Source organism: Streptomyces achromogenes, from assembly GCF_030816715.1.
GTDB lineage: Bacteria > Actinomycetota > Actinomycetes > Streptomycetales > Streptomycetaceae > Streptomyces > Streptomyces achromogenes_A.
On record NZ_JAUSYH010000001.1, the window covers coordinates 7,446,205 to 7,467,913 of the forward strand.

17 protein-coding genes are annotated in these 21,709 nt (G+C 73.1%); 12 read left to right on the forward strand and 5 right to left on the reverse strand.

Annotated elements, in window-relative coordinates; genetic code table 11:
• The first annotated feature begins 334 nt into the window (after positions 1-334).
• A complete protein-coding gene (locus tag QF032_RS33305; protein ID WP_307058945.1) occupies positions 335-2,524 on the forward strand; it encodes an elongation factor G in 2,190 nt (729 codons plus the stop codon).
• Positions 2,525-2,699: 175 nt separating this feature from the next.
• Here the strand turns inward: QF032_RS33305 and QF032_RS33310 are convergent, their stop codons facing one another.
• The gene (locus QF032_RS33310) at positions 2,700-4,538 is read right to left on the reverse strand and encodes a coagulation factor 5/8 type domain-containing protein (RefSeq protein ID WP_307058946.1); all 1,839 of its coding nucleotides are present in this window, start codon (positions 4,536-4,538) and stop codon (positions 2,700-2,702) included.
• Between the two features lie 306 nt (positions 4,539-4,844).
• On the opposite strand from QF032_RS33310, the gene QF032_RS33315 reads away from it, so the two are divergent.
• From QF032_RS33315 to QF032_RS33330, 4 genes are read left to right on the forward strand one after another with little or no spacing between them, the layout of a single operon-like run.
• Positions 4,845-6,161, forward strand: coding sequence for an ABC transporter substrate-binding protein (locus QF032_RS33315; RefSeq protein ID WP_307058948.1), 1,317 nt, complete (start codon positions 4,845-4,847; stop codon positions 6,159-6,161).
• A 5-nt stretch (positions 6,162-6,166) separates the two neighbouring features.
• Entirely contained in the window at positions 6,167-7,153 is a 987-nt protein-coding gene (locus tag QF032_RS33320) for a carbohydrate ABC transporter permease (protein WP_307058950.1), read from the forward strand.
• 7 nt (positions 7,154-7,160) lie between these two features.
• Entirely contained in the window at positions 7,161-8,000 is an 840-nt protein-coding gene (locus QF032_RS33325; protein WP_307058952.1) for a carbohydrate ABC transporter permease, read from the forward strand.
• Positions 8,001-8,047: 47 nt separating this feature from the next.
• Positions 8,048-9,406 carry a GH1 family beta-glucosidase gene (locus QF032_RS33330; RefSeq protein ID WP_307058954.1) on the forward strand — a complete coding sequence of 453 codons (1,359 nt, stop codon included), beginning with the start codon at positions 8,048-8,050 and terminating at the stop codon, positions 9,404-9,406.
• Positions 9,407-9,519: 113 nt separating this feature from the next.
• Here the strand turns inward: QF032_RS33330 and QF032_RS33335 are convergent, their stop codons facing one another.
• The 3 genes from QF032_RS33335 to QF032_RS33345 all read right to left on the reverse strand — a co-directional run bounded on the left by QF032_RS33335 (position 9,520) and on the right by QF032_RS33345 (position 12,910).
• Positions 9,520-11,265: a serine/threonine-protein kinase gene (locus QF032_RS33335; RefSeq protein WP_307058957.1), complete on the reverse strand. Its 1,746-nt coding sequence runs from the start codon at positions 11,263-11,265 to the stop codon at positions 9,520-9,522.
• A 243-nt stretch (positions 11,266-11,508) separates the two neighbouring features.
• Positions 11,509-11,901, reverse strand: coding sequence for an SCO5389 family protein (locus tag QF032_RS33340; protein ID WP_307047604.1), 393 nt, complete (start codon positions 11,899-11,901; stop codon positions 11,509-11,511).
• Between the two features lie 55 nt (positions 11,902-11,956).
• On the reverse strand, positions 11,957-12,910 hold the full coding sequence (locus QF032_RS33345; protein ID WP_307058959.1) for an ATP-binding protein: 954 nt from the start codon (positions 12,908-12,910) through the stop codon (positions 11,957-11,959).
• A 130-nt stretch (positions 12,911-13,040) separates the two neighbouring features.
• Here QF032_RS33345 and QF032_RS33350 point away from each other — a divergent pair, with 130 nt between their 5' ends.
• From QF032_RS33350 to QF032_RS33375, 6 genes are all read left to right on the forward strand, one after another.
• Complete coding sequence (locus QF032_RS33350) at positions 13,041-13,640, forward strand: GNAT family N-acetyltransferase (RefSeq protein WP_307058961.1); 600 nt, start codon at positions 13,041-13,043, stop codon at positions 13,638-13,640.
• 4 nt (positions 13,641-13,644) lie between these two features.
• Positions 13,645-15,177, forward strand: coding sequence for an ABC transporter substrate-binding protein (locus QF032_RS33355; protein ID WP_307058963.1), 1,533 nt, complete (start codon positions 13,645-13,647; stop codon positions 15,175-15,177).
• Between the two features lie 4 nt (positions 15,178-15,181).
• Complete coding sequence (locus QF032_RS33360) at positions 15,182-16,981, forward strand: ABC transporter permease subunit (protein WP_307058965.1); 1,800 nt, start codon at positions 15,182-15,184, stop codon at positions 16,979-16,981.
• A gap of 5 nt (positions 16,982-16,986) precedes the next feature.
• The gene (locus QF032_RS33365) at positions 16,987-18,207 is read left to right on the forward strand and encodes an MDR family MFS transporter (RefSeq protein ID WP_307060476.1); all 1,221 of its coding nucleotides are present in this window, start codon (positions 16,987-16,989) and stop codon (positions 18,205-18,207) included.
• Positions 18,208-18,277: 70 nt separating this feature from the next.
• Complete coding sequence (locus QF032_RS33370; protein WP_307058967.1) at positions 18,278-18,883, forward strand: hypothetical protein; 606 nt, start codon at positions 18,278-18,280, stop codon at positions 18,881-18,883.
• 70 nt (positions 18,884-18,953) lie between these two features.
• A complete protein-coding gene (locus QF032_RS33375; protein WP_307058968.1) occupies positions 18,954-19,712 on the forward strand; it encodes a YcnI family copper-binding membrane protein in 759 nt (252 codons plus the stop codon).
• An 84-nt stretch (positions 19,713-19,796) separates the two neighbouring features.
• On the opposite strand, the gene QF032_RS33380 is transcribed toward QF032_RS33375, so the two are convergent.
• Positions 19,797-20,552, reverse strand: coding sequence for a CDP-alcohol phosphatidyltransferase family protein (locus QF032_RS33380; RefSeq protein ID WP_307058970.1), 756 nt, complete (start codon positions 20,550-20,552; stop codon positions 19,797-19,799).
• Between the two features lie 108 nt (positions 20,553-20,660).
• On the opposite strand from QF032_RS33380, the gene QF032_RS33385 reads away from it, so the two are divergent.
• Complete coding sequence (locus QF032_RS33385; protein ID WP_307047619.1) at positions 20,661-21,650, forward strand: zinc-dependent alcohol dehydrogenase; 990 nt, start codon at positions 20,661-20,663, stop codon at positions 21,648-21,650.
• Positions 21,651-21,709 lie beyond the last annotated feature (59 nt).

The following is a 21,709-nucleotide window of genomic DNA, read 5'->3' on the forward strand; positions in this document are numbered from 1 at the left end:
CGCTGCAGATCGAGCGCGGCCGCCTCCACGGCGGCGCGCCGTACCGCGACGAACGAGGGGGGCCCGGCCATGCGTGACCACACCGCTGTCGTCGCTCCCCGCTCCCGGTACGAGGTGATCCTCGTGTCCTCGTCCGTCCGGTGCCCGCGGCGCGGCCGGCACCGGATCTCCTGACGAAGGCCTGAGCGACCCGAGAGGCAGTCACCGCCGTACATCTGACGAACCATCACCATCGGTTCCGCCGTGCGGCTGTCCCTGCCCGTCCGTCGCCTCCCGCCTCCGTCCGGCACATCGCGCTGCCCGTTCCCAGGAACACCCCGAAAGGCCAAGGGCCGTGCGCAACCACCTCGATCGTGACCTCACCCGTCTCTCCGCCGTCCGCAACCTGGGCATCCTCGCCCACGTCGACGCGGGCAAGACCACCGTGACGGAGCGGATCCTGTACGCCACCGGGACCACGCACAAGCGCGGCGAGGTCCACGACGGCACCACCGTCACCGACTTCGACCCCCAGGAACGCGACCGCGGCATCACCATCTTCGCCGCGGCCGTCAGCTGCGCGTGGGAAGGCCACCGCGTCAACCTGATCGACACCCCCGGGCACGTCGACTTCGCCGACGAGGTGGAGCGGTCCCTGCGGGTACTGGACGGGGCGGTGGCCGTGTTCGACGCCGTGGCGGGCGTGGAACCGCAGAGCGAGTCCGTGTGGCGGCAGGCCGACCGTCACGGCGTGCCCAGGATCGCGTTCGTGAACAAACTGGACCGGGCGGGCGCCGACCTCGACGCCGCGGTGGAGTCCATCCGGGCCCGTCTGCACCCGGTGCCGCTGGTCGTCCAGCTGCCGATCGGGGCGGAGGACTCCTTCACGGGCGTCGTCGACCTGCTGCGCATGCGGGCGCTGACCTGGCGCGCGGACGACGGCGACACGCCCGTCGACACACCCGTTCCGGACGGCCTGCGGGAGGAGGCGCTGGGCCGGCGCAGGCGGCTGGAGGAAGCCGTGGCGGAGCGGCACCCGGCCGCCCTGGAGGAGTTCTGCGACCGCGGGACGCTGTCGGCGCCAACGCTCTCCGCGGCCCTGCGCGATCTCACCCGCACGGGCGACGGGGTGGTCGTGCTCTGCGGCTCCGCCTACCGCAACCGGGGAATCCAGCCGCTGCTCGACGCCGTCGTCGCGTATCTGCCGTCGCCCCTGGACGTGCCGCCGGTACGCGGTGCGGACCCGGCCGGCGGCGGGGGCCGCGGCGCCGGCCGGCAGCGCGACGCGGGCGGGGAGCAGCGTCCCGCCGACCCGAACGCGCCGTTCGCGGCTCTCGCGTTCAAGGTCGGCGCCACGCCCACGGGCCGGCTGACCTACCTCAGGGTGTACTCGGGCACGATCGAGAAAGGAGACGCGGTGTGGGAGTCCGGCACGCGGCGCACCGAGCGGATCGGGCGGATCCTGCGGGTGCAGGCCGACCGGCACGCCCAGCTGGAGCGGGCGGTCGCCGGGGACATCGTGGCGGTCGTCGGGCTGAAGGCGGCCCGCGCGGGCTCGACGCTGTGCGCGCCGGAGGCCCCCCTCGTCCTCGAGCCGCCCGGCGTGGCGGCCCCGGTCGTGTCGGTGGCGGTGGAGGCGCGGACGAGTGCCGACGCCGACCGTCTGGCGTCGGCGCTGGCGCGGTCGGCCGAGGAGGACCCGTCGCTGGTGGTCAGGACCGACCCGGAGACCGGTCAGACGGTCCTGTCGGGCATGGGCGAACTGCATCTGGAGGTCGCGGTGGAGAAGATCCGCCGCAGTCTCGGGGTGGAGGTCACCGTCGGCCGTCCTGGGGTGACCTACCGCGAGACGGTCGCCCGAGGCGTGTCCGGCCTCGTCTTCCGGCACGTCAAACAGGACGGCGGGGCCGGGCAGTTCGCGCATGTCGTGCTCGACGTCGAACCACTCGACGCCGAACCGCTCGGCACTGCGTCGCCGGGCGCCGGGTCGGCGGGTGTTGGGTCGCCGGACGCCGGGTCGCCGGGTGCGGAGGGCGGTGCCGCGACCGGGTTCGTGTTCCGTTCGGCCGTCGTCGGCGGACGGGTGCCGCAGGAGTACGTGCGTGCCGTGGAGGCCGGCTGCCGCGACGCCCTCGCCGAGGGCCCGCTCGGCGGACACCCGGTCACCGGCCTCAGGGTCACCCTGACCGACGGGGCGACGCATGTGAAGGACTCCTCCGAGACGGCCTTCCGCACGGCCGGCCGGCTCGGGCTCCGGGAGGCCCTGCGCCGCTGCGCGATGGTGCTGCTGGAACCGGTCGTCGAGGTCACGGTCACCGTGCCCGAGGCAGTGGTCGGCGGGGTCCTCGGCGACCTCGCAGGCCGGCGCGGGCGGGTCACCGACTCGACCGTGCGCGGCGGTTCGGCGGTCGTCACCGCGACCGTGCCGCTGGCCGAACTCTTCGGCTACGCGACCCGGTTGCGCAGCCGGACCCAGGGACGCGGCGCCTTCTCGGCCCGCCCGACGGGCTACGCCCCGGCGCCGACGGCGACACAGGCGCGTTAGCTCCGGGCGCGGAACCGGCCTGGGGGTGTTCCGTCCCGGGGCTCCCCGGTGCGTGCCGCGAACAGATCGTGTCCGCGGCACGCACCGGATCCCGGGCCCCGGGATCCGGTGCCTGGGGCCCGGTGCCCGGGTGGCAGCCCCGGTGCACCGTCGGAAGCCGGGGGCCAGGCCGCCGTCAGGGGTAGGAGACCACCGTCGACGGCACCGTCGACGTGCCGGACGTCGGCGCGCCGAGGTCGTTGATCACGTGCTCGTACTGGCCCTGGCCGCCCAGCGAGACCACCAGCAGGTCGTGGAACTTCACGCCCGGCACGTTCGGGGCCGCGAAGCCGTGATGCTGGACGATCGTGGGGTCGACGTTGTAGAAGCAGTAACTGCCCAGGCCCCAGCCCTCGTGCGCGGTGACGTCGTCGCCGACCTTGTAGGCGGCGTAGCCCTTCAGCGCGCCGTTGCGGATCGCCGCCTGGTTCGGGGCGTCGTACGCCTTCTCGTTCTGGAAGAAGATCGTGCGGCCGCGCTGCCCGTACCACTGCACGTCGTACTTGTTGAAATGCTCCACGAACAGGCCCGTGGCGAGCACGTCGTGGCCGTTGACGACGACCCCGTAGTCGGCGCGGTTGGTCTCCCAGCCGACGCCCTCGCCGTGGTCGGCGCGCCAGACCCAGGTGTGGTCGACGATCGTGTGCCGGTTGTTGATCACCATGCTGGTGGTGGCCCTGCCGGGGCCCGCCCCGCCGATCCTGATGAACACGTCCTGCACGGTGGTCGGGTCGGCGGAGTGGTCGCGCCGGGCTCCGGGCGGACCGACCTCCAGCAGGGTCGCGGAGTCGACCGGGCCGGCGTCGACGAGGAAGCCCGCCAGCCGGACGCCGTCCACGTCGGCGACCTTGAGCGCTGTGACGCCGTTGTCGGGGATCAGCGTGGCGTAGCCGAGGCCGAGGACGACGGTGCCGGCCCGGTTCACCCGGATCGGCCGGTCGAGGTGGTACACGCCCGGTGTGAGCAGCAGGTGCAGGCCCTGGTCGAGAGCCTGGTTGAGGGTGGCCGCGGAGACGCCCGGCTTGGCCACGTAGAACCGCGACAGGGGCAGCGAACTGCCACGCGGGGTGCCGCGGCCCCAGGTCACACCGCGTGCGTCGGTGCGCTTGGCGGGCAGGAACACGCGGTAACCGCCGCGGTCGACGTACAGGAACGGCTTCTCCCGGGAGACGGGCGTCGTCTCGAGCGTGGTGTAGGGCGGGCTGGGGAAACTCTGGGCGGGGGCGCCTTCGACGCCCGAGAACACCATGTTCCACACGCCGTTGAGCCAGCTGCCGATGACACTGTCCCGGGTGTACCACTGCTGCTGCGAGTAGGGGCCGACCTCGCCTTCGATCCGGCTGTCGGCGATGTAACCGCCACTGGCCCAACCGAAGCCGGACGGCGCGAGGTTGAGGCCGCCGTGGACGTGCATCCGGCGGAACGGGGCCGCCTGGGCGACCGCCCATCGGTTGGTGCCGCTGACCGGGACGAGCGCGAGGTTCTCCGCCGAACGCCAGAAGTTCTGCGTGGCGTTGCCGCCGAACCAGCCCGCGTCGACGGTCACGTCGCCGTTGATGGTGGTGTCGTCGGGGGAGAGGCCGAGGCCGGCGATGGAGGTGTAGAAGCCGAGTTGGGCGTTGAGTCCGTGGTAGACGCCCGGCTTGAACAGCAGAGCGTAGCGTCCGGTGCCGAACTGGGCCGACTCCTGCTGCCGGAACACCTCGTCGAGGCGGGCCTGGATGCCGGGGGTCGACGGGTCGAAGACGAGGACGTTCGGACCGAGGTCGCCGCCGCCCGGCAGGGCGCACGGACGCCTGCCGCGCGAGGCGGCGACCCTGGCGCTGCCGGCCGACGCGACGCCGGTTGACGCGGCGGACGCCGGTGCGGCGGCCAGTCCGGTGAGGGCGGGGGCGGCTGCGGCCGTGGCTGCGACCGCGAGCACGGATCTGCGGTGCACGGCCGGGGTTTCCGAAGGCGGCTGGGCCTGGGGCATGGGCGGCTCTCCTCGGTGCGGGCCGCTCACGGGGGAGCGGCTGGCTAAAGGAAGTGAACGGGCACGTGCTTGAGAGCGCTCTCTCAGCGCTGAATGCTTCAACTACCCGAACGTGTCCGTCAAGTGGTGCGACCGGAGTCGTCCGCCGAAGCAGCCCTGGAGGTTTCGGTGTGACTCCGGCGCGGACCCGGTGCGGCCCCGGTGCGGCCCCGGTGTGGCCCTGTGCGCCGGAACTCTTGACGTGAGCCGCTTCCGAGGTTTAACTCACGTCCTAAATTAAGTCCTGATGACACCGGGAGCCGACCCATGCGCACCATTCGAGCCGCGGCCACAGGAGCCGTCGTCATGTCACTCGCCCTCGCGGCCACGGCCTGCGGAGGCGGCTCGACGGACGGCGGGGGATCCAACGACTCGCCGAAGACCCTGACGTACTGGGCCTCCAACCAGGGCGCGAGCATCGAGGTGGACAAGAAGGTCCTGCAGCCGGAACTCGACAAGTTCGAGAAGCGCACCGGGATCAAGGTGAAGCTGGAGGTCGTCCCCTGGTCGGACCTGCTCAACCGGATCCTCACCGCGACCACGTCAGGTCAGGGCCCCGACGTCCTCAACATCGGCAACACCTGGTCGGCCTCGCTCCAGGCCACGGGCGCGCTGCTGCCCTGGAACGACGCGAACCTCGCGAAGATCGGCGGCAAGGACCGCTTCGTCGCCTCCGCGCTCGGCTCGACCGGCGCACAGGGGCAGGACCCGGCCGCGGTGCCGCTGTACTCGATGGCATACGCCCTGTACTACAACAAGCAGATCTTCGCCGACGCCGGCATCGCACAACCACCGGCCACCTGGGCCGAGTTGGTGGCGGACGGCAAGAAGATCCAGGCGAAGGGCAAGCAGGTGCTGGGCGCCGAGGGCGCGAACGTCGCGGAGAACATCCACCACGTCTTCGTCTTCGCCGAGCAGCACGGCGCGGACTTCTTCACCGCCGACGGCAAGCCCGACTTCACCTCCGACGGCGTGGTCGCGGCGGTCGAGCAGTACGTCGGCCTGATGGCGAAGGACAAGGTCATCCCGCAGGGCAACGCCGAGTACGCGCAGAACCAGTCCGTGAGCGACTTCGCCAAGGGGAAGACCGCGATGCTGCTGTGGCAGTCCGCGTCCGCCAACCTCACGTCCCAGGGCATGAGCGCGGATGCGTACGGCATCGCCCCGGTGCCCGTGCGGTCCGGCTCCCCGGGCGCAGGAGCCCAGGTCAACTCGATGGTCGCGGGCATCAACCTGGCGGTCTTCAAGAACACCGACAACCTGGACGGCGCGACCGAGTTCGTGAAGTTCATGACCGGCGACGAGGAGCAGAAGATCCTCAACACGGCCTACAGCACCATCCCGCCGGTCGCCGCCGCCCAGTCGGACGCCGCGTTCAACTCACCGGCGAACGTGGTCCTCAAGGACACCCTGGCCAAGAGCGCCGCCGCGCTGCCCCAGGTCGCCGACGAGTCGCAGTTCGAGACGACGGTCGGCACGGCCGTCAAGGAACTGTTCGCCGACGCCGCCGCCGGCCGCGCGGTCACCACCGAGTCGGTGAAGGCCAGGCTCGCCAAGGCCCAGCAGCAGATGCCGGCGAAGTGAGCCCGATGACCACCGCCGTCGAGGTCGCGAAACCTCCCGTACGCCCCGCCGGCGGCGGGACCCGGCGACCGCGCCCCGGCCGCCTCCGCCGCGTCGGACTGCCCTACCTGCTGCTCCTGCCCGCCCTGATCCTGGAACTCCTCGTCCACCTGGTGCCGATGGTGATCGGCATCGTCATGAGCTTCAAGGAACTCACCCAGTTCTACATCCGCGACTGGGGCACCGCCCCCTGGTCCGGCCTCGACAACTACCGGGTGTCGGTGGACTTCGACGCGCCCGTCGGCGAGGCCCTGCTCCACTCGTTCCTCGTCACCGTCGGCTTCACCCTGCTGTCGGTCGGCCTGTGCTGGCTCATCGGCACGGCGGCGGCGGTCTTCATGCAGGACGCCTTCCGCGGCCGCGGACTCCTGAGGGCGCTGTTCCTGGTGCCGTACGCGCTGCCCGTCTACGCGGCCGTGATCACCTGGGTCTTCATGTTCCAGCACGACAACGGCCTGGTGAACCACGTCCTGCACGACCAGCTGCACCTCACCGACAAGCCGTCGTTCTGGCTCATCGGGGACAACAGCTTCTACGCGCTGCTCACCGTGTCGGTGTGGAAGGGCTGGCCGTTCGCCTTCCTCATCGTGATGGCGGGCCTGCAGAACATCCCGCGCGAGCTGTACGAGGCGGCCGCGCTGGACGGCGCCGGGGTGTGGCAGCAGCTCCGCCGCATCACCCTGCCGTCCCTGAGCCAGGTCAACCAGGTGCTGGTGCTGGTGCTGTTCCTGTGGACGTTCAACGATTTCAACACCCCCTACGTCCTGTTCGGCAGGGCCGCCCCGGAGGCCGCGGACCTCATCTCGGTCCACATCTACCAAGCGTCCTTCGTCACCTGGAACTTCGGCACGGGATCGGCGATGTCGGTCCTGCTGCTGCTCTTCCTGCTGGCCGTGACGGGCGTCTACCTGACCCTCACCTCGCGCAACCGGAGGTCGTCCCGTGCGCGGTGACTCACCCATGGCGCCGCCGCGTTCCTTCCTCTGGTCCCGGCGGATCTTCCTCACCCTGCTCACCGGCTTCGTGCTGCTGCCGGTGTACGTGATGGTCTCCAGCTCGCTCAAGCCGCTCGCAGACGTCACGGGCGAGTTCCGCTGGCTGCCCAGCGGTCTGACCGTCCGCCCGTACATCGACATCTGGTCCACCGTCCCGCTCGCCCGGTACTTCGTGAACTCGCTGATCGTGGCGGGTGCGGCGACGGTCTGCTCGGTGGTGATCGCGGTGTTCAGCGCGTACGCGGTGAGCCGTTACGACTTCCGCGGCAAACGCACCTTCACGGTCACCGTCCTGTCCACGCAGATGTTCCCCGGCATCCTCTTCCTGCTGCCGCTGTTCCTGCTCTACGTCAACATCGGCAACGCCACCGGCATCGCGCTGTTCGGCTCACGGGGCGGCCTGATCCTGACGTATCTGACGTTCTCGCTCCCCTTCTCCGTCTGGATGCTGATCGGGTACTTCGACTCGGTGCCGCGCGACCTCGACGAGGCCGCCCTGGTCGACGGCTGCGGCCCGCTCGGCGCGCTGTTCCGGATCGTCGTGCCGGCCGCGACCCCCGGCATCGTCGCCGTGGCCGTCTACGCCTTCATGACCGCCTGGGGCGAGGTGCTGTTCGCGTCCGTCATGACCAACGACACCACCCGCACGCTCGCCGTCGGACTCCAGGGCTACTCCACCCTCAACGACGTGTACTGGAACCAGATCATGGCCGCCTCGCTCGTCGTCAGCGTGCCCGTGGTCGCCGGGTTCCTGCTGCTCCAGCGCTATCTCGTCACCGGCCTGACGGCGGGCGCCGTCAAGTGACCTCCACCGCGTCCTCCCCCTCCTCCCCCTCCTCCGAAGGGACTTCCGTGACCATCGACCTCGCCGCCCTCCCGCACGACTTCCTGTGGGGTACGGCCACGGCGGCGTACCAGATCGAGGGGGCCGTGGCCGAGGACGGACGTGCGCCGTCGATCTGGGACACCTTCTCCCACACCCCCGGCAAGGTCGCCAACGACGACAACGGCGACGTCGCCTGCGACCACTACCACCGCTGGCGCGAGGACATCGCGCTGATGCGGCAACTGGGCGCCGACGCCTACCGGTTGTCCATCGCCTGGCCGCGGATCGTGCCGGGCGGCGACGGACCGGCCAACGCCAAGGGCCTCGCCTTCTACGACCAGGTGATCGACGGGCTGCTGGAGGCGGGCATCACCCCGTCCGTCACCCTCTACCACTGGGATCTTCCGCAGGTCCTCCAGGACCGGGGCGGCTGGCCCGAGCGGGCGACCGCCGAGCACTTCGCCGCGTACGCCTCGGTCGTGGCCGAACGGCTCGGCGACCGCGTCACCCACTGGGCCACCCTCAACGAGCCCCTGTGCTCGGCCTGGATCGGACACCTGGAGGGCACGATGGCCCCCGGCCTGAAGGACCTGACGGCGGCCGTCCGCGCCTCGTACCATCTGCTCCTCGGCCACGGCCTCGCCACGCAGGCGATCCGCGCAGCCGCCCCCGGCGCCCGGGTCGGCATCGTGAACAACCTCTCCACGATCCACCCCGCCACCGACCGCCCCGAGGACGTCTCCGCCGCCCGCCGCATGGACGGCCACACCAACCGCTGGTGGCTCGACCCGGTGCACGGCCGCGGCTTCCCGGCCGACATGCGCGAGGAGTACGGCGTCGAACTCCCGGAACTGCAGGGTGACTTGACGACGATCGCCGCCCCGCTCGACTGGCTGGGCCTGAACTACTACTTCCCGCAGACCGTCGCCGACGACCCGACCGGCCCGGCGCCGCGTGTCCGCACGGTCCGCCGGTCCGGGGTCCCGCGCACCGGCATGGACTGGGAGGTCGACGCGAGCGGCATCGAGGATCTGCTGCTCCGCCTCACCGACGAGTACGGGGCGCGCAAGCTGTACGTCACCGAGAACGGTTCCGCGTTCCCGGACGTCGTCCGCCCCGACGGCACGGTGGACGATCCCGAACGCCAGGACTACCTGGTGAAGCACCTGGCGGCCTGCGCCTCCGCCGCCCGCAAGGGCGCCCCGCTGGCCGGCTACTTCGCCTGGTCCCTGCTGGACAACTTCGAGTGGGCGTACGGCTACGACAAGCGCTTCGGCCTCGTCCACGTCGACTACCGCACCCAGACCCGCACCATCAAGGGCACCGGCCAACGGTACGCGGACATCATCCGCGGCCACCGCGAGCGGGGGCGAAAGGCCGCCTGAGGCCGTCGGGTCGTCCGGCCGGGACCTCGTCCGGCCGGGACGGGGGGCACGGGGGAGGCCGGCTGGACGGTCCCGCGCTCCACGCCTCGGGCCCCGGGGCCTTGCCGCTCGCGTCAGGACGCGGGGACGTGCTTCGGGGCCCGGAGCCGAAACGCGCTCCGGATCAGCGAGACGCACGCCAGGGCACAGCACCACGCGCCCGGCTCCATGAAGGACAGGTCCCCTCGGAGGATGAGCAGGCTGCTCAGCCAGAAGGCGTACAGCGCGGTGGTGAGCGCGGTGATCAGGAGGTGCAGACGCCGGATCGGACGCGGCACGGCTTCCCAGGGGGAGCGCCGCAGCGCGGCCAGCACCGCGCCGCACGAACCCAGACCCGCCAATGCGACCAGCGCGAACGGCCACGCGCCGCCGAACGGCCAGATCGTCGCGTACATCCAGTACTGCTGGAACAGGTTCGCGACGACGGTCATGCGGCCGTGGAAGGGCAGGCACAGGGCGAGGACCAGGGCCGCTCCGGCGAAGCCGAAGGGCAGGGCGCGCAGGAGTGCCGAGGGCGGCGGGGGCGGCGGGGTCACGTCCGCCGTCGGTGCGGCGGGCGGCACGGGGCGGGGGACCACGCCTGACGGAACGGCAGGAAGCGGCGGCGCGGTGCCGGCGTTCGCGGGCTGCTCCCGCTGCTTGGGCTGCTTGGGCCGGGCGGTCGTGCCCGGTGCGGAGCGGGGGGCGGTGGCGGTAGTGGCGGCGGCCGGGTCGGCGGGGAGGGCTGAGCCGGTGGCAGCCGCCGTGGGGTGGGTCGAGGCCGACGGGGTCGCCTTCGGCCCGAGTCGGGCCGGCGGGGCGGGCGGAGAAGCCGGGGGCGCGACTCGAGGCTTCGGGGTACGGGCCGCAGGAGACGCGGGCGGCCCCGTCACGCCGGGTTCGGTGACCCCGGGTTCGGCTCCGCCAGGATCGGTGACGCCGGGTCCGGTGAGGGTGGCCGACAGGGCGCGGGCGACCTGACCGGGCAGCCACGCTGCGGTCTCGGTGACGACTTCGGTGGGTGTGTAACCGCCCACGCCCGCCACTTGGGCCAGCTCCTCGATGAGTTCGCCCACCGCCGGGCGGTCGGCCGGTTTCTTGGCCAGACAGCGGGCGACGATCTCCAGGCCCGGTCCGGGCAACCGGTCGAGCCGGGGCTCCTCGTAGGCGATGCGGAAGTTGAGCGACTGCGCCGAGCCGGTGCCGAAGGGGCCGGTGCCGACGGCCGCGTAGGTCAGCACCGCGCCGAACGCGAACACGTCGGTGGCCGGGGTGACCGGGTCGCCGGTGAGCTGTTCGGGAGCCATGAAGCCGGGCGTGCCCAGGATCGTCCCGGTGCGGGTGAGCGCCGTGGACTCGGCCGCGACGGAGATCCCGAAGTCGACGACCCGGGGCCCGTCGGCGGCGATGAGCACGTTGGACGGCTTCAGGTCCCGGTGGACCAGACCGGCCGCGTGGATGGCCTCGAGGGCCTCGGCCAGGCCCGCGCCCAGCATGCGCACCGGGCCCACCGGCCAGGGGCCGTGTGCCGCGACGGCCTGGTCCAGGGCCATTCCGGGCACATAGGCGGTGGCCAGCCACGGGGGTGAACCATCGGGGTCGGCATCGACCAGGGCGGCCGTGTAGAAACCGGTGACCTTGCGGGCGGCCGCCACTTCCTGGGCGAACCTGCGACGGAACCCAGGGTCCTCGGCCAGTTCGGCCCTGACCACCTTGACCGCGACGAGACGCCCGCTGGGCGAACGCCCGAGGAAGACGCGTCCCATCCCGCCGGCGCCCAGCAGCGCGGAGATCCGGTACCGGCCCACCTGCCGCGGATCGGTCGGCTTCAGCGCCTCCATCACGCTCCCCCTGAATCACCCCATGTGCGTGCGCACCCGCGTCATTACACACCACGCCTGCGACCGCGAGGACACACCGTCGGTGGACCGTTTTCGTGCTGTGGGCTCCGGGTGTCGAGGGCTGTGATGGGGACGGGGAATCGCGACGCTGTGGTCCGACGGAGAAGTGGTCAAAGCTCGTGCGGACGGTCTGGGCGCGAGGTCGGGCCGGACCGGGGTCCGGCCGCCCTTGCAGCCCGGGTGTCAGCAGTCGCGCAGTTCTGCCGACTGGTTCAGGATCTGGGCTCGGGTGGAGGTGAAGCGGGTGTGCGTTTCGCCGCCGCGGGCTCCCGGGCGGAAGGCCGCGACGCGGTGGCAGTTCTGGAAGGCCAGGGTGATGTCGAAGTGGCGTTCCAGGCTGCCGCGGATGGCGTCGCTGGCGAGGGCGCGCAGCAGCTGGCCCCGCTCCTGCTCGGAGGCGGGCGGGGTCTGGTTGTCTGCGAACTCGGTGATACCGGCGTGGAGTTGGGTGGAGAGGTCGGAGACGAGGTTGTAGGCGTAGGGGAGGGAGGTGCGGATCGTGTCCACGAAGTCCTCCTCGCGGATGGCACCGGCTTCGGCTTCGGCAAGGAGCTCGGGGGAGACGTCGAGAGACATGGGGGTCCTGTTCCTTTGGTGGGGGGCAGTGCTGAGGGGCAGTGGTGGGGGGTGGTCAGAGGTGGGGTGCCGGGGGCGGGGTGAAGTCCGGGTCCACCTGGGCGGCCAGGTCCTGGCCGGTCGCCTCGTTCGCCCAGGAGCGGGCGTTGCGGAGGTGGAAGTGGACGGCGTGGCGGTGGAGGGCCTGCCGGTCCTTCGGGCGGGCGTCGACCGCGCCGCGCAGGACGTCCAGGGCGTGGCGGTTGACTCCCTCCAACTCGCCTTGTGGGTCGCCGCGTTCGGCCGAGCGGACCCAGGGGGAGAGGGCGACGTGGGTGAGGAGGTCGTCGCCCACCTCCTCCTTGAGGAAGAGCAGGTCGTCCTCGCCGGTCACCTTGTTGCCGACGACGGCGAGGGGGATGTCGTACTCGCGGGCGTGGTCGCGGTACTGGCGGTAGACGGAGACGCCCCTGCGGGTGGGTTCGGCCACCAGGAACGTCATGTCGAAGCGGGCGAACAGGCCGGAGGCGAAGGCGTCGGCGCCCGCCGTCATGTCCATCACCAGGTACTCACCCGGGCCGTCGAGCAGGTGGCTCAGATAGAGCTCCACCGCGCCCAGCTTGGAGTGGTAGCAGGCCACCCCCAGGTCGCTCTCGTCGAACGCGCCGGTCACCATCAGCGGCACGCCGCCGACCCGTTGTACGTGACGGGTGTGCAGCTCGTCGTCGCCCAGCAGGCGCAGCAGCCGTGAACCGCGGCCCGGCGGGGTCGTCTTGACCATCGCCTCGCGGGAGGCGATCCGCGGGTTGTCGCCGCGCAGCAGGTCCTTGATGTCACCCAGGTGCGCGGCCAGCGGCGGGGCCGTGAACGGCGGTGCGCCGGCCGTGGGGTCCAGGGCCTCGGACAGGTGCTGGTTGATGTCGCCGTCCACGGCCAGCACCGGTGCACCGGACCGCGCCAACCGGCGGGCGAACAGGGCCGACAGGGTCGTCTTGCCGCTGCCGCCCTTCCCCACGAATGCGACGCGCATCACACCGCCTTGTTGAAAATGAATGTCATGTGGCTAGATTTAGGGGTGCCCCGTGATCTCTGTCAAATCCACGTCCGGGAGCGGTGACGCCATGATCACCCTCGCTCCGCTTACTGCATATGATGTGCAAGTGCGTGACTACTGCATAAGGCCTGCGGGCCCCGAGGACCTGGACGGCGCCCGGGCCGTCATGCTGGACACCGTCTACCGGGAGTTCGGCAGCGGTTACGTGCCCCGCTGGCACCGCGACATCATCGATCCCGCCGCCGCCTACCTCGCCCCCGACCGCCACACCCTGCTGGTCGCGACCGACGGCGGGAACGGCGGCGACGGGGGCGGCGGCGAGGTCGTCGCCACCGCCGCGCTCGACTCCCGCGGCCCCGCGCATCCGCCGAACCCCCGGCACCTCGCCGAGCGCTACCCCTGCGGCACGACCGCCCAGTTGCGCCGCGTCTACGTCCGTCCCGAGCACCGTCGGCGCGGTCTCGCCCGACGGCTCGTCGCCGAACTGCTCGCCTTCGCGGTCGCCGACGGCGGGTACCGCTCCGTCTATCTGCACACCGACCCCGCCGTCGAAGGCGCCGAGGCGTTCTGGCGGTCGCTCGCCACCGTCGTGCACGACGAACGGAAGGAGGCGGACGGCGGCCAGGGCATCGTGCACTTCGACGTCCCCTTCGACGCCCTCCTCCCCGCCTACCTCTCCCCCCGTCCCCGCACCCCAGGCCGGTAACCTCATGCGCTTCGCTCCGCTCGCCCCTTACTCACCCCGCCCCCGCCGCCCCCGGCTCCTCGCCGCCCTCTGCCTCGCCCCGCTGCTCACCGGCTGTTTCGCCGCCTCCGGCGACGACGGCGACGGCGAGGGGTCCGCCGCCGGGGACGGCGCCCGGCTGCGCGTCGCCCTCGCCTTCCCGCCCGCCGAGCACCTCTCCCCGTACGGCGCCGACGCGACGATCCTCAGCCGGCTCGGCGTCACCGAGGGGCTGACCGCCCTCGACGCCAACGGTGCCGCCGCCCCCGCGCTCGCCGCGTCCTGGCGCCGCGAGGACGACCGCACCTGGCTGTTCACCCTGCGCGAGTCCGTCTTCCAGGACGGCACGGACGTCACCCCCGCCGCCGTCGCCGCGTCCCTCACCCGGGCCACCCTCGCCAGGCCGGCCCCGGCCGCCCTCACCGGCGTCACCCTCACGGTGAAGGCGGAAGGCGGCACGGGCGTGCGCGTCACGACCGCGCGGCCCGACCCCGTCCTGCCCCTGCGGCTGTCCAGCGCCTCCCTCGCCGTCCTCTCCCCGAAGGCGTACGCGAAGAAGGGCGCCGTCGACCCCGCCGGCACCGCCACCGGCCCCTTCGAACTCACCGACGTGAACGGCGCCACCGCCGCGGTCCTCGACCGCTTCGACGACTACTGGGGCGGCCGCGCCCAGGCCCCGGGCATCGACGTGCGGTTCATCGCCGACGGCGGCGCCCGCGCCAACGCCGTGCGCACCGGCCAGGTCGACATCGCCGAGTCGATACCCGTGGCGCAGGCCGCCGGCCTCGACGCGGACACCCGACGCGAGACCGCCACGACCCGCACCGCCAGCCTGCACCTCAACACCAGGTCGGGCGTCTTCAAGAACCCGGCACTGCGCGCCGCCGCCCGGGCGGCCGTCGACACCGCCGCCCTCGCCGAGGGCGTCTACGAAGGACACGCCGACGCCGGCGCCGGCATCTACGGCCCCGCCGTCACCTGGGCCGCGAGCAAGCGCGTCCAGCCCACCGGACGAGCCGAGCCCGCCACCCCCGGCGGAGCCCCCCTCACCCTCGCCACCTATGACAACCGTCCCGAACTCCCCGAAGTCGCCCAGGTGTTGAAGCAGCAGCTGGAGAAGGCCGGTTTCACGGTGAAGCTGGAGGTGCGCGAGTACTCCCGGCTGGAGACCGACGCGCTCGCCGGGAAGTTCGACGCCGTCGTCGGGGCCCGCAACAGCCTCCTGGACACCGGCGACCCGGTGTCGCTCCTGGCGAGCGACTTCACCTGCGCCGGCGGCTACAACCTCGCCCTGCTCTGCGACAAGAGGGTCGACCGGGCCGTCGCCGCGGCACAGGCGGTTGAAGGACCCGGCGAACGCCAGGACGCCGCCATGGCCGCCGAGGCCGCGGTGCTCGGCACCGACGCCGTCGTCCCGCTCGTCCACCAGCGCATCGTCACCGGCGTGGACGACGACGTCAGGGGTGTGCTCCTCGACCCCTACGAGCGCGCCCTCGTCGGCGCCGGGACCCGGCGCTGACGGCATGAGAAGCAAGGCGGGCACGCTGCTCTGGCGTGCCGTACTGGCCGCGCTGCTGGTGTGCGGGACCGGGCTGCTGCCGTGGATCTCGCACACCGACCCGGCGCTCACCGTGCTCAAGGCGCAGTCCGCCGACCGGGACGCCACCCCGCAGGCGCTCGCCGACGTCCGCGCCCGACTCGGCCTGGACGACGGCCCACTGGACCTGCTCGGGCAGTGGCTGGCGGGCCTGCCGCGCGGCGACGCCGGACGGTCCTGGATCTCCGGCGCCGAGGTGATGCCCGACGTCCTCGCCGCCCTGGGCGCGTCCCTGCTGCTGGTGACGGTGGCCCTGGCCGTCGCGCTGGTCACCGCCGTCGGCGTGTGCGCCCGCACCCTGCGCCTCGGCGCGCGACGGCTCCTCGACGGCCGGCCCGCAGGCGGCACCGGATCCGCCGTGCTCGCCGCGCTGCCGGAGTTCCTCATCGCCTCCGTCCTCGCCACGGTGGTCGGCGTGCAACTGGGGTGGCTGCCCGCCCTCGGCTGGTACGGACCGCAGTGGACCGTGCTGCCCGCGCTCGCCCTCGGCCTGCCCGCCGGGGCCGTCCTCGGCCGGCTCCTCGACGACCAGCTGCCCGCCGCCTTCGCCGAGCCCTGGGCGCTCGCCGCGGCCGCCCGGGGACTGGCCGGTCCGAGCATCGCCCGCAAGGCGCTGCGCCGCTGCGTGCCCGCGCTGCTGCCCAACCTGGGGCTGTTCCTGGTGGGACTGACCGGCGGATCCGTCGCCGTGGAGCAGATCTTCGACATCCCCGGCCTCGGCCGGACGACCCTCCAAGCGGCGATCGCCCAGGACCTCCCCGTCCTCCAGGCGGGCGTCCTCGTGCTCGTCGCGCTCGCGGCCGTCACCGCCGCCGTGGTCCGGCTCGCCGCCCGGCGACTCATCGGGCCCGCCCTGCGCGACGGGGCCCTGCGCACCCTGCACCGGCCGGCGCCGCCCGCCCGCCGGCTCCCTCCGCTCACCCTCGGCGTCGCGCTGCTCGCCGTCGTCCTGGCCGGTCTGCCCCGCGACCCGCTCGCCCTCGACACCGACGCCCGCCTCCAAGCCCCCTCCGCGGCCCACCCGTTCGGCGCCGACGCACTGGGTCGCGACGTCCTCGCCCGGGTAGCGCACGGCGCCCTCGACACCCTCGCGCTCGCCCTCGCGGTCAGTGCGATCGCACTGACCGTCGGCCTCCTGCTCGGACTGCTGCCCCGGCTGTCCGGGCCGCTCGTCGACACGGTGAACGCCGTCCCGCCCGTCCTCGCCGCGCTCCTGGTCGCCGCCGTCCGGGGCGGCGGAGCCTGGACGCCCGTCCTCGCCGTGGCCGTCGTCGCCTGGGCGCCGCTCGCCGCGCACACCTCCGCGCTGCTGCGCGAGGAGCGGGCGACCCTCCACCTCACCGCCACCCGGGCCCTCGGCGCCGGACCCTGGCGGCTGCTCACCGGCGAACTCCTGCCCGCCGTCCTGCCGCCGGTCGCCCGCCACGCCCTCCTGCGCCTGCCCGGCATCGCCCTCGCCCTGGCCTCCCTCGGCTTCCTCGGCCTCGGCGCGCAGCCGCCGTCCCCCGAATGGGGCCTGCTGCTCGCCGAGAACCAGCCCTACGCCGAACGCGCCCCCTGGGCCGTCCTCGCCCCCGCCGCCGTCCTCGCCCTGCTGGGCGCCCTGGCGGTGACGGCGGCCGGACTGCGGCCCGGCCCGCGACGGCGTCGTGCGGCAGAAGCGGACTCCCGCCCGCACTCCGGTGAACATCCCTCGTCACGAACCGAGTTGGTGGGGGCGGCGTGACGGCGGTGCGACAGCGCGCGCTGCGCCGGACGAAGGAAAGGACCCGACTCCCTTCCCTGCTCAAGCTGCTGATCAGCACTCAGTTCGCCTTCAACGTGGGCTTCTTCGCCGTCCTTCCCTTTCTCGCCGAGCATCTGGGCGACGCGGTGGGCATGGCCGGCTGGCTGGTCGGGTTCGTGCTGGGCCTGCGGACGTTCAGCCAGCAGGGGCTGTTCGTGGTCGGCGGGGCGCTCGCCGACCGCCACGGCGTACGGCCCGTCGTCCTCGCCGGGTGCGCGCTGCGCGTCGCCGGCTTCGCCTGGCTCGGTTACGCGGAACAGACCTGGACGGTCGTCGCGGCGGTGCTCCTCACCGGGTTCGCGGCCGCGCTGTTCTCGCCCGCCGTCGAGTCCGAGGCCGCGCGACAGGCCGTCCTGCACGAGGAGGCCGGCGGCGGGTCGCGGACCCGCGTGCTGGCCCTGTTCACGGTCGCCGGGCAGGCCGGGGCGTTCGTCGGGCCGCTGCTCGGCGCGCTGCTCCTCGAGGCCGACTTCCGCACGGTGTGCCTGGCCGGCGCCGGGGTCTTCGTGCTCGTCCTCGCCGGTCACGCCCGGCTGCTGCCGCGGCACCTCCCGGGACGCACCCGCGTCCGCGTGCGCGGCGGCACGGGCCCGCTGCTGCGCAACCGCCGCTTCCTCGCCCTGTGCTGCGCGTACGGCGCCTACCTCCTCGCCTACAACCAGCTGTACCTCGCCCTGCCCGCCGAGGTGGAGCGGGCGTCCGGTTCGCAGGCGCCGCTGGCCTGGCTGTTCGCACTGTCCTCGCTGCTGGTGGTGACCGCGCAGCTGCCGGTGACCCGGTGGGCGGGGGAGCGGATCGGCCTGCGCCGCTCGATGGCCGCCGGACTGGTGCTGATCGCCGCCGGGTTCGCCGTCGTGGCCGCCGCGCTGCCCGCCGGCCGGACCGGCACGGCCGGGCTGGTGCCGGCGGCCGGGTTCGTCGTGCTGCTCACCCTCGGCCAGATGCTCGTCGCGCCCGCCGCCCGGGCCTGGGTGCCCGACCTCGCCGAGGAGGGCCGGCTCGGTCTGTACACCGGGGCGCTGTCCTCCGTCTCCGGGCTGATCGTGCTGCTCGGCAGCGCGGGCACCGGCGCCCTCCTCGACACCGGACTGCCGCCGGCGGTCCCCTGGCTGGTGCTCGCCGCGGTGCCGGCCACCGCCGTCGTGCTGCTGCCGCGCCACGGGTGAACGCGCGGACCGCGGGTGAACGCGCGGGCCGTGGCCGACGTACCAGGTGGACGTGGCAGGATCCCCCACGATGAGTGCGTCCCCGGCCGTCCGGAGTCTGCGCGCCGCGGTGTTCGCCGCGGTGTGCGTCCTGCTGGCCGCCGCCGGACACGGGGTCGCCACCGGCAGCCCGCCCCCGCCGTGGGCGGACGGCGCCGGCCTCGTCGCGGTCTTCGCCGCCGGCTGGCTGCTCGGCGCCCGCGAGCGCTCGCTGCCCGGGATCGGCGCGGCCATGCTCGTCACGCAGGCCGGCCTGCACGTCGCCTTCGACGCCGTCCACTCCCGATCCCGGGCGGCCGTGCGCACCGTGCCCGCGATGCCCATGACGTGCGCGCACGGCATGCACCTGCACGCCCACGCGACCGCTGTGACCCCGCACACCACGGCCGCCCACGTCCTCGCCGCGCTCGCCGCCTCCTGGTGGCTGCGGCGCGGGGAGGCGGCCCTGTGGTCGCTGCTGCGCCGGGCGGTGGCGTTCCTGCCGGGCCTCGCCGCCTGGTGGCGGGGCGCCCGCGTCCCGACGCCCGTCCCCGAGATCCGGGCCGCCGCGCCCGCTCCCGTCCCCGCACGGCAGTTGCTGCTCCGCCACGCGGTGAGCCGTCGCGGCCCGCCCGCCCCGATCCCGTACGCGATCTGACCCCGAACCGGCCCGAGCCGGACCCACACCCTTCCTGTACGGAGATCACCCACCCATGCCCTCGACACCCATGCCCTCGACACCCAAGTCCCCGGCGCCCGGGTCCTCGACACGCCCCGCCCTGCGCCGCGCCGGTCTCGGCGCCGTGCTCGCCGCCGCCGCGGTCCTCGCCGCCGCAGGCCCCGCCTCCGCGCACGTCACCGTGCACCCCGAGAGCTACGCCGAGGGCGCCACCGACGGCGTGCTCAGCTTCCGGGTCCCCGACGAGGAGGACACCGCGAGCACCACCGAGGTGCGGGTCTTCCTGCCCACCGACCACCCCGTGCTCGGCGTGCTGGTCCACCCGCAGGACGGCTGGTCCGCGAAGGTGACCACCACCAAGCTGAAGACCCCCGTGAAGACGGACGACGGCACGATCACCGAAGCCGCCTCCGAGATCACCTGGACGGGCGGGAAGATCGGCGTCGGCCAGTACGAGGACTTCGACGTCGCCTTCGGGCAACTCCCCGACGACACCGGCAGGCTGACCTTCAAGACCCTGCAGACCTACTCCGACGGCAAGACCGTCCGCTGGATCGAGGAGGCCGCGGCGGGAGCGGACGAGCCGGAGAACCCGGCGCCGGTGCTCAAGCTGACGCCGGCGGCGGCGGACGACGGACCTTCCTTCGCCTCCTCCGCCCCCGCGAAGAGCACGGGCGGCACGGCACAGGCCGCCCGCGCCGATGACTCCACCGCCCGAGGGCTGGGCGGCGCCGGGCTGGCCGTAGGCGCCCTCGGCCTCGCGGCAGCCGCCTTCGCCGTCCTACGGACGCGCCCGAACCGGTCGTAACCGCGAGACAGCCACAAGGGGAGGGGCCCGGACCGAGCTCACGGTCCGGGCCCCCTCCCCTCGGGAAGCGACGAACTGCACGAGTCACACGAGCTCCAGTACCTTCTCCGCCGGGGTCTGCGCCGCGACCCGCGAGGTCCGCCACAGCCACAGCACGTCCCGGCCGAACGACCACACCAGCGAGCCCAGCGCCAGCAGCACGACCGCGAAGTTGGCGGAGTACGGCAGCAGATCGGCGCCGGCGAGCAGCAACAGGACGCCCTGCAGGGCGGCGACCGTCTTGCGGGCGGTGCTCGGCGGCAGCGGGGAGTTGAGCCAGGGGGCGACGCGGGCCGCCGCGACGAACACGTACCGCATGCCGCCGATGAGCAGGACCCACGGGCCCAGCGCCATCGACACGTACACGCTGAGCACCAGGATCAGGAACGCGTCGACCTCCATGTCGAAGCGCGCGCCCAGCGCCGTCGAGGTGTTGGTGCGGCGGGCGACCTTGCCGTCGACGCCGTCGAGGATCAGGGCCACGGCCGTCAGACCGACCAGCAGCGTCACCGGCGGCGTGCTCTCGAAGGAGTCCGCGACCAGCGCCGTCACCCCGCCGACCAGCGTCGCCCGGCCGAGCGTGACCCGGTTGGCCGGGCCGAAGGAGCGCAGGCTGGAGCGGTGCAGCGCCCGGGAGAGAACCGCCCAGGTGGCGATGGCGAAGACGAGGCCGGTCACCCAGCCCGCCGGCCCCAGGCCGATCGCCGAGCCGAGCAGGGCCAGCAACAGGATCTGCACGCCCGCTCCCACAGCGGTCTCCTGCTGGACGAGCCTCGCGTCGTAAGTGTTGTTCAGGGCCACCGCACGTTCCTCCGGCCAGATGACAGAGATGATCAGTGCCGCGTACTGTGCGCGGACTGTGCACACCTCGGTACGTGAACAGGTTCCCGATCGTTCAGGAGGATGTGGATGTCGACCGGCGCACGTGCGTTCTGGGTCAGCTCTCCGGGAGAAGGCGAGATCCGCCACGTCGACGTTTCGGACCCCGCGCAGGGCGAGGTCCTGGTGCGTTCGCTGTGGTCAGGCGTCAGCCGCGGCACGGAGACCCTCGTCTTCCGCGGCGGGGTGCCCGAGAGCCAGCACGCCGTCATGCGGGCCCCGTTCCAGGAGGGCGACTTCCCCGGGCCCGTGAAGTACGGCTATCTCAACGTGGGGGTGGTGGAACAGGGTCCCGCTGCGCTCGTCGGGCGCACGGTCTTCTGCCTCTACCCGCACCAGACGCGGTACGTCGTCCCGGCGACGGCGGTGACCGTCGTGCCGGAAACGGTGCCCGCCGAACGCGCCGTGCTCGCCGGCACCGTCGAGACGGCCGTCAACGCGCTGTGGGACGCGGCGCCGCTGGCCGGCGACCGGATCGCGGTGGTCGGCGGCGGCATGGTCGGCTGCTCGGTGGCCGCGCTGCTCGCCCGCTTCCCCGGCGTACGCGTCCAGCTGGTCGACGCCGACCCGGCGCGCGCGACGATCGCCGAAGCGCTCGGCGTCGACTTCGCGACCCCCGCCGACGCGCTCGGCGGCCGGGACCTCGTGGTGCACGCCAGCGCGACCGAGCAGGGCCTCACCCGTTCCCTGGAGCTCCTCGCCGACGAGGGCACGGTCCTCGAACTGAGCTGGTACGGCGACCGGAAGGTGTCCCTCCCGCTGGGCGAGGACTTCCACTCCCGCCGGCTGGTCGTCCGCAGCAGCCAGGTCGGCGCCGTCTCCCCGGCCCGCCGCTCCAGCCGCACCTACGCCGACCGGCTCGCCCTCGCGCTGGAACTGCTGGCCGACCCCGCGCTCGACGCCCTCGTCACCGGAGACAGCGCCTTCGAGGAGCTGCCGGAGGTCATGCCGAAGCTCGCATCCGGCGAGATCCCGGCCCTGTGCCACCGCATCGGGTACGGACAGGAGCGCCTGACCTGAGAAAAGAGTGAGATCCGGCTGAACGGGGGGAACCGAGGAGCCGTACTACACGGCATCCC

What these genes read in the sequence shown, in the direction of transcription:
- QF032_RS33325 (WP_307058952.1), top strand. Translation starts at nt 7,161, where the DNA reads ATGGCGCCGCCGCGTTCCTTCCTCTGGTCCCGGCGGATCTTCCTCACC.
- QF032_RS33345 (WP_307058959.1), bottom strand. Translation starts at nt 12,910, where the DNA reads ATGCGCGTCGCATTCGTGGGGAAGGGCGGCAGCGGCAAGACGACCCTG.
- QF032_RS33355 (WP_307058963.1), top strand. Translation starts at nt 13,645, where the DNA reads ATGCGCTTCGCTCCGCTCGCCCCTTACTCACCCCGCCCCCGCCGCCCC.
- QF032_RS33360 (WP_307058965.1), top strand. Translation starts at nt 15,182, where the DNA reads ATGAGAAGCAAGGCGGGCACGCTGCTCTGGCGTGCCGTACTGGCCGCG.
- QF032_RS33310 (WP_307058946.1), bottom strand. Translation starts at nt 4,538, where the DNA reads ATGCCCCAGGCCCAGCCGCCTTCGGAAACCCCGGCCGTGCACCGCAGA.
- QF032_RS33370 (WP_307058967.1), top strand. Translation starts at nt 18,278, where the DNA reads ATGAGTGCGTCCCCGGCCGTCCGGAGTCTGCGCGCCGCGGTGTTCGCC.
- QF032_RS33335 (WP_307058957.1), bottom strand. Translation starts at nt 11,265, where the DNA reads ATGGAGGCGCTGAAGCCGACCGATCCGCGGCAGGTGGGCCGGTACCGG.
- QF032_RS33340 (WP_307047604.1), bottom strand. Translation starts at nt 11,901, where the DNA reads ATGTCTCTCGACGTCTCCCCCGAGCTCCTTGCCGAAGCCGAAGCCGGT.
- QF032_RS33315 (WP_307058948.1), top strand. Translation starts at nt 4,845, where the DNA reads ATGCGCACCATTCGAGCCGCGGCCACAGGAGCCGTCGTCATGTCACTC.
- QF032_RS33375 (WP_307058968.1), top strand. Translation starts at nt 18,954, where the DNA reads ATGCCCTCGACACCCAAGTCCCCGGCGCCCGGGTCCTCGACACGCCCC.
- QF032_RS33385 (WP_307047619.1), top strand. Translation starts at nt 20,661, where the DNA reads ATGTCGACCGGCGCACGTGCGTTCTGGGTCAGCTCTCCGGGAGAAGGC.
- QF032_RS33320 (WP_307058950.1), top strand. Translation starts at nt 6,167, where the DNA reads ATGACCACCGCCGTCGAGGTCGCGAAACCTCCCGTACGCCCCGCCGGC.